The following is a 6,087-nucleotide window of genomic DNA, read 5'->3' on the forward strand; positions in this document are numbered from 1 at the left end:
GACACGCTCTTGCCTCCCACCACACCGTAGCCCGGATGCAATCCGGGAAAACCAGCCCCATAAACGCAAACGCCCGGGATTCCCCCGGGCGTTCGTGTTTCCAGTATCGGACGTCAGGCCTTGATCTGCGCCGGCAACGGCAGCTGGCGCAGGCGCACGCCGGTGGCGGCGAACAGCGCGTTGGCCAGCGCCGGCGCCAGCGGCGGCACGCCCGGCTCGCCGACGCCGGTCGGGTTCTCCGCCGACGGCAGGATATGCACCTCGACCCTGGGCATCTCGTTCATCCGCAGCACCTGGAAGTCGTGGAAGTTCGACTGCTCCACGCGTCCCTCCTTCAGGGTGATCGCGCCATGCAACGCCGCCGCCAGGCCGAAGCCGATGCCGCCCTCCATCTGCGCGCGGATCACGTCCGGGTTGATGGCGATGCCGCAATCCACCGCGCAGACCACGCGATCGAGCTTGTAGCTGCCGTCGGCCTTGACCGTCACCTCGACGACCTGGGCGACGAAGGAGCCGAACGACTCGTGCACGGCGATACCGCGCCCGCGCTTCTCACCCTCGGCACCAGCAGCCAGCGGCTGGTCCCAGCCGGCCTGTTTGGCGGCCAGTTCCAGCACGCCACGATGCCGCGGCTGGCTGTCCAGCAGCGCATGACGGAAGGCGTAGGGGTCCTGGCCGGCGGCCACGGCGGCCTCGTCGATCATGGTTTCGGCGACGTAACCGGTGTGGGTATGGCCCACCGAGCGCCACCACAGCACCGGCACCTTGATATTGCTCGGCGTGCTCAGCTCCACCTGCAGGTTGGGCACGCTGTAGGCCAGATTGGACAGCCCTTCCACCGAAGTGTGGTCGATCCCCTCCTTGACCAGGAACGACTCCATCGAGGTGCCGGCAATGATCGACTGACCGACGATGCGGTTGTGCCAGGCCTGCAGCTTGCCGGCCTGATCCAGGCCGATGCGCACGCGGTGCAGGTACAGCGGCCGGTAGTAGCCAGCGCGGGTGTCGTCCTCGCGGGTCCAGACCATCTTCACCGGCGCCTCGACGCCCTGGGCGCGCGCCGCCTTGGCGATGGCCACCGCCTCCAGCAGATAGTCCGACACCGAACTGGCGCGGCGGCCGAAGCTGCCGCCGGCATACAGCTGGGTCAGCGACACCTGCTCCGGCGCCAGGCCCAGGTAACCGCCGATGATGGCCTGGTCGACGGTCTGGAACTGCTCGCCGTTCCAGATCTCGCAGCGCTCGGCAGACAGCTTCACCAGGCAGTTCATCGGTTCCATCGCCGCATGCGCCAGGTAGGGGAACTCGTACTCGGCCTCGAGGGTTTTCGCCGCCGCGGTCAGCGCGGCGTCGGCATCGCCCTTGCGCGTGGCCGGCAGCCCCGGCTGGCCGGCGGCTTCGCGATACTGGGCAAAGATTTCCGCGCTGCCGAGGGTGAAGGCCTGGCTCTCGTCCCAGTCGATCAGCAGGGCGTCGCGGCCCTGGCGCGCGGCCCAGGTATTCTTCGCCAACACCGCCACGCCCGCGCGGCCGTGCGGCAGGTCGCGAAACTCCACCACCGCGACCACGTCGCGCACGGCCTTGGCCTTGCTGCTGTCCACGGTCCGCGGCACGCCGCCGAAACGCGGCGGGTAGGCGACCATGGCCACCAGCATGCCGGGCAGCTTGAAGTCCTGAGTGAAGATCGCGCTGCCGTCGGTCTTGTCCAGGCTGTCCTTGCGCCGCAGCTCGCGCTTGCCGATCAGCTTGAAGTCCTTGGCATCCTTGAGCTGCACCTGCGCGGGCACCGGCAGCTGCGCGGCAGCCTCGACCAGCTCGCCGAAACCGGCGCTGCGCCCGGAGCCGGCGTGGCTGACTACGCCCTGGCTGACGCCGATCTCGCCGGCCGGCACGCCCCAGCGCTGCGCCGCGGCGGCCACCAGCATGGCCTTGGCGACGGCGCCGGCGGTGCGCATCTGCTCCCAGGAGTTGGCCATGGCGGTGCTGCCGCCGGTGCCCTGCATCGCCCCGAAGGCGAGGTTGTTGTAGCGCTTGGCGTCGGCCGGCGCGCCCTCGACGCGCACCTGGTTCCAGTCGGCGTCCAGCTCCTCGGCCAGCAGCGTGGCCAAGCCGGTGTAGCTGCCCTGGCCCATCTCCAGGTGTTTGGCCAGCACGGTCACCGTGCCATCGAGGTCGATGCGCACGAAGGCGTTCGGCTCCAGCGGGCTACCTGCCGCCAGCGCCTCCATGCCGCGCAGCAGCGGCGCGAAGAAGATGCCCAGGGCCAGGCCGCCGGCGCCCTTGAGCAGGCTGCGCCGGCTGAGATTGAGGATGCCGCGGGCGGCGCTATCGGGGGTTTCGATCTTGCCCATACTGCGTCTCTCCTCAGGCCAGTTGCTTGGCGGCGTCGTGAATGGCGGCGCGAATCCGCACATAGGTGGCGCAGCGGCAGATATTGCCGCTCATGGCCGCGTCGATATCGGCGTCGCTCGGCGCCTTGTTGCCGCTGAGCAGCGCCGTGGCGGCCAGGATCTGGCCGGACTGGCAGTAGCCGCACTGCACCACGTCGAGCCGGCGCCAGGCGTCCTGCACCACCTTGCCCACGGCGTCTTCGCCGACCGCCTCGATGGTGCGGATGCGCTTGCCGGCCACCGCCGACACCGGGGTCACGCAGGAGCGGGTCGGCTGGCCGTCGACGTTCACCGTGCAGGCGCCGCACAGCGCCATGCCGCAGCCGTATTTGGTGCCGGTGAGATTGGCGACGTCGCGCAAGGCCCACAGCAGCGGCATGTCGTCGGCCACGTCGAGCTCATGGTCTTGGCCATTGAGGTTCAGGGTAATCATGGTTTGCCACCTTTTTCAGGCCGGTCTTGGATAGCCGGCAGCCAGGGCCGACAGGTCACGCTGGCCCGCGTGCGTCATGCGCAGCGGGGCAGAGCATCACTCTAGAGGGGCGCGCGGGCGCTGTCGTCGGCCCGCGCGCAGATCGGCAGAACCGGGCAATAAGTCCGCAGGATCGGGCAACCCTGGCGGGCCGGCCCGGCGAGCGCCGGGCGCAGCCAGGGTTCAGGCGGCGTTGCGCTGGGCGCCGGCCAGCAGGTAGCCGGCGGGGATCAGGTCGGGGTAGTCGGCCAGTTCGCGCTGCAGCTGGCACTGCTCGGCGTAGGCCTCGATGGCCCGGCGATAGGCCATGCGGCGCTGGTCCTGGAGTTTGCGGCGGGTCTTGGCGTCAGGCTTGGCCTGCAGTGGCGCGTCATCGAAGATTCGAGACATCTCGGTTCTCCCGGAACGAGGACTGGAGCCCTCAGCATCCTCCGGGCAGATGACGCTTTGACGGCGCCCACATGAACAGCCGGTGAAACCGGCTGCGCTCAGTCCTCGACGTTGCGCAGCGACTTCGGCGACAGGCGCAGGCTGCGCAAGCTGCGCTTGACGCTCTTGAGGTGGTTGACCAGGCTCGGCCCGCGCGCCATGGCCACGCCCATGGCCAGCACGTCGATCACCACCAGGTGGGCGATGCGCGAGGTCAGCGGGGTGTAGATCTCGGTGTCTTCCTGCACGTCGATGGCCAGGTTGACCGTGGCCAGGTCGGCCAGCGGGGTCTGGCTCGGACACAGGGTAATCAGCGTGGCGCCGGACTCGCGCACCAGGTTGGCGGTGATCAACAGATCCTTGGAACGCCCCGACTGGGAGATGCAGATGGCCACGTCGGATGGCTTGAGGGTCACCGCGCTCATCGCCTGCATATGCGGGTCGGAGTAGGCGGCGGCGGTCAGCAGCAGGCGGAAGAACTTGTGCTGGGCATCGGCGGCCACCGCGCCGGACGCGCCGAAACCGTAAAACTCCACGCGCTGCGCCTGGGCGCAGGCGGCGATGGCGCGCTGCAGCGCCTCGGGGTCGAGCTTCTCGCGCACCTCCATCAGGGTGTGCAGGGTGGTGTCGAAGATCTTCAGGCTGAAGTCGGCGACCGAGTCGTCCTCGTGGATGGCGAACTGGCCGAAGCTGGCGCCGGCGGCCAGGCTTTGCGCCAGCTTCAGCTTTAGGTCCTGGAAGCCGCTGCAGCCGATGGCGCGGCAGAAACGCACGATGGTCGGCTCGCTGATGCCGACGCTATGGGCCAGCTCGGCCATGGAGCTGTGCATCACCGAAGCGGGATCGAGCAGGACGTGGTCGGCCACCTTGAGCTCGGACTTGCGCAGCAGGTGGCGCGACTGGGCGATGTGTTGCAACAGATTCACGGATTCGGCTCTATGAAGAAAAGGGTCAAGCGCGGCGCTCGACCGGCCATGGCTCGGTTATGATCGGTGGCCGGCGGTTGTAGTGACCTTGTAGTTATACTACATGGCTCGCACCCGCGCACAGGTTAAACCGAGTCGGAGTCCTCTCTTGAGCATCCCCTGCGACATGCTGGTATTCGGCGGCACCGGCGATCTGGCCCTGCACAAGCTGCTGCCCGCGCTCTATCACCTGCACCGCGAAGGGCGTCTGCACGCCGGCATGCGCATCCTCGCCCTGGCCCGCAGCAGCCACAGCCGCGAGGCCTACCAGGCCCTGGCCGAGCGCCGCTGCCGGGCTCAGGTGGCACGCGCCGACTTCGATGCCGGCACCTGGGCCAGCTTCGCCGCGCGCCTCGACTACTTCGCCATGGACGCCGCGCAGAGCGCCGACTTCGGCCGCCTGAGCAAACGCCTGGGGCGCGACGACGAGCGCGTGCGGGTCTACTACCTGGCCACCGCGCCGGACCTGTTCGAGGACATCGCCGCGCACCTGGCCAACGCCGGCCTGGCCGGCCCCAAGGCGCGCATCGTGCTGGAAAAACCCATCGGCCATTCGCTGGACTCGGCACGGGCGATCAACGCCGCCATCGGCGCGGTGTTCGACGAGGCGCGGGTGTTTCGCATCGATCACTACCTGGGCAAGGAAACCGTGCAGAACCTGATGGCGCTGCGCTTCGCCAACGCCCTGTTCGAGCCGGTGTGGCGCGCCGGGCATATCGACCACGTGCAGATCAGCGTGTGCGAAACCCTCGGCGTGGAAAACCGCGGCGCCTACTACGACCATGCCGGCGCCATGCGCGACATGATCCAGAACCACCTGCTGCAGCTGCTCTGCCTGGTGGCCATGGAGGCGCCGGTGCGCTTCGACGCCGAGGCGGTGCGCAACGAGAAGGTGAAGATTCTCGAGGCGCTCAAGCCGATCAGCGGCCTCGACGTGCAGGACAAGACCGTGCGCGGCCAGTACACCGCCGGCAAGATCGGCGGGCACGACGTGCCGGCCTACTACTTCGAGAAGAACGTCGACAACGACAGCGACACCGAAACCTTCGTCGCCGTGCAGGTGGAAATCGACAACTGGCGCTGGGCCGGCGTGCCCTTCTACCTGCGCACCGGCAAGCGCCTGGCGAAGAAAACCTCGGAAATCCTCATCCAGTTCAAGCCGGTGCCGCATCGCCTGTTCCACGAGGGCCAGGCCAACCAGCTGCTGATCCGCCTGCAGCCCGAGGAGCGCATCAGCCTGCAGCTGATGGCCAAGAACCCCGGCAAGGGCATGCACCTCAAACCCGTGGAACTGGACCTCAACCTGGCCGACGCCTTCAGCCAGCAGCGCCGCTGGGACGCCTACGAGCGCCTGCTGCTGGACGTGATCGAAGGCGACTCGACGCTATTCATGCGCCGCGACGAGGTGGAGGCCGCCTGGCAGTGGGTCGACCCCATCCTGCAGGGCTGGCATCAGCACTACCAGAGCCCGCGCCCCTACCCGGCCGGCAGCGACGGCCCGGAACAGCTGCAGCACCTGCTGGAGCGCCATGGCCGGCACTGGGCCGAGTGAGCAACCTGGCAGCTTCTTGCGCAGACGGCTGTGGATAACCCTCCGCCGGGCCGGGCCCAGCCCAGCGACCACGGGCCCTGCAGCAGGCTGCGCAACAAGCTGCACAGCACTGCGCAACTTGTTGCGCAACCAGACGTGACACAGCGCTCATGATGACCGAAATCCTTAGTTTGGTCATATCAACTAATTGATTTTATTGAAATTAAATTACCTGGCACGCGGCTCGCTATAAGCCTGGCTCCCGGATCGATCACGATCCATGACCCAGGCAAGGAGAGC

General features: G+C 67.9%; 5 protein-coding genes. 1 reads left to right on the plus strand and 4 read right to left on the minus strand.

Annotated elements, in window-relative coordinates:
- Positions 1 to 113 precede the first annotated feature (113 nt).
- The 4 genes from EA796_RS20965 to hexR form a co-directional block, all read right to left on the minus strand.
- Positions 114 to 2,351 (minus strand): xanthine dehydrogenase family protein molybdopterin-binding subunit, encoded by a 2,238-nt coding sequence (locus EA796_RS20965; RefSeq protein ID WP_122110017.1) that lies wholly within the window; start codon positions 2,349 to 2,351, stop codon positions 114 to 116.
- A 13-nt stretch (positions 2,352 to 2,364) separates the two neighbouring features.
- On the minus strand, positions 2,365 to 2,823 hold the full coding sequence (locus EA796_RS20970) for a (2Fe-2S)-binding protein (RefSeq protein WP_122110018.1): 459 nt from the start codon (positions 2,821 to 2,823) through the stop codon (positions 2,365 to 2,367).
- 222 nt (positions 2,824 to 3,045) lie between these two features.
- Positions 3,046 to 3,252, minus strand: a complete 207-nt coding sequence (locus EA796_RS20975) for a PA3496 family putative envelope integrity protein (RefSeq protein WP_122110019.1) — start codon at positions 3,250 to 3,252, stop codon at positions 3,046 to 3,048.
- 98 nt (positions 3,253 to 3,350) lie between these two features.
- Positions 3,351 to 4,217 carry a transcriptional regulator HexR gene (gene hexR / locus EA796_RS20980; RefSeq protein WP_021445989.1) on the minus strand — a complete coding sequence of 289 codons (867 nt, stop codon included), beginning with the start codon at positions 4,215 to 4,217 and terminating at the stop codon, positions 3,351 to 3,353.
- Between the two features lie 103 nt (positions 4,218 to 4,320).
- Between hexR and zwf the strand changes: the two genes are divergently transcribed.
- The gene (zwf, locus tag EA796_RS20985; RefSeq protein WP_178082587.1) at positions 4,321 to 5,808 is read left to right on the plus strand and encodes a glucose-6-phosphate dehydrogenase; all 1,488 of its coding nucleotides are present in this window, start codon (positions 4,321 to 4,323) and stop codon (positions 5,806 to 5,808) included.
- The last annotated feature ends 279 nt before the right edge of the window (positions 5,809 to 6,087 follow it).

This window comes from Pseudomonas sp. AOB-7, from assembly GCF_003696305.1.
Lineage (GTDB): Bacteria > Pseudomonadota > Gammaproteobacteria > Pseudomonadales > Pseudomonadaceae > Aquipseudomonas.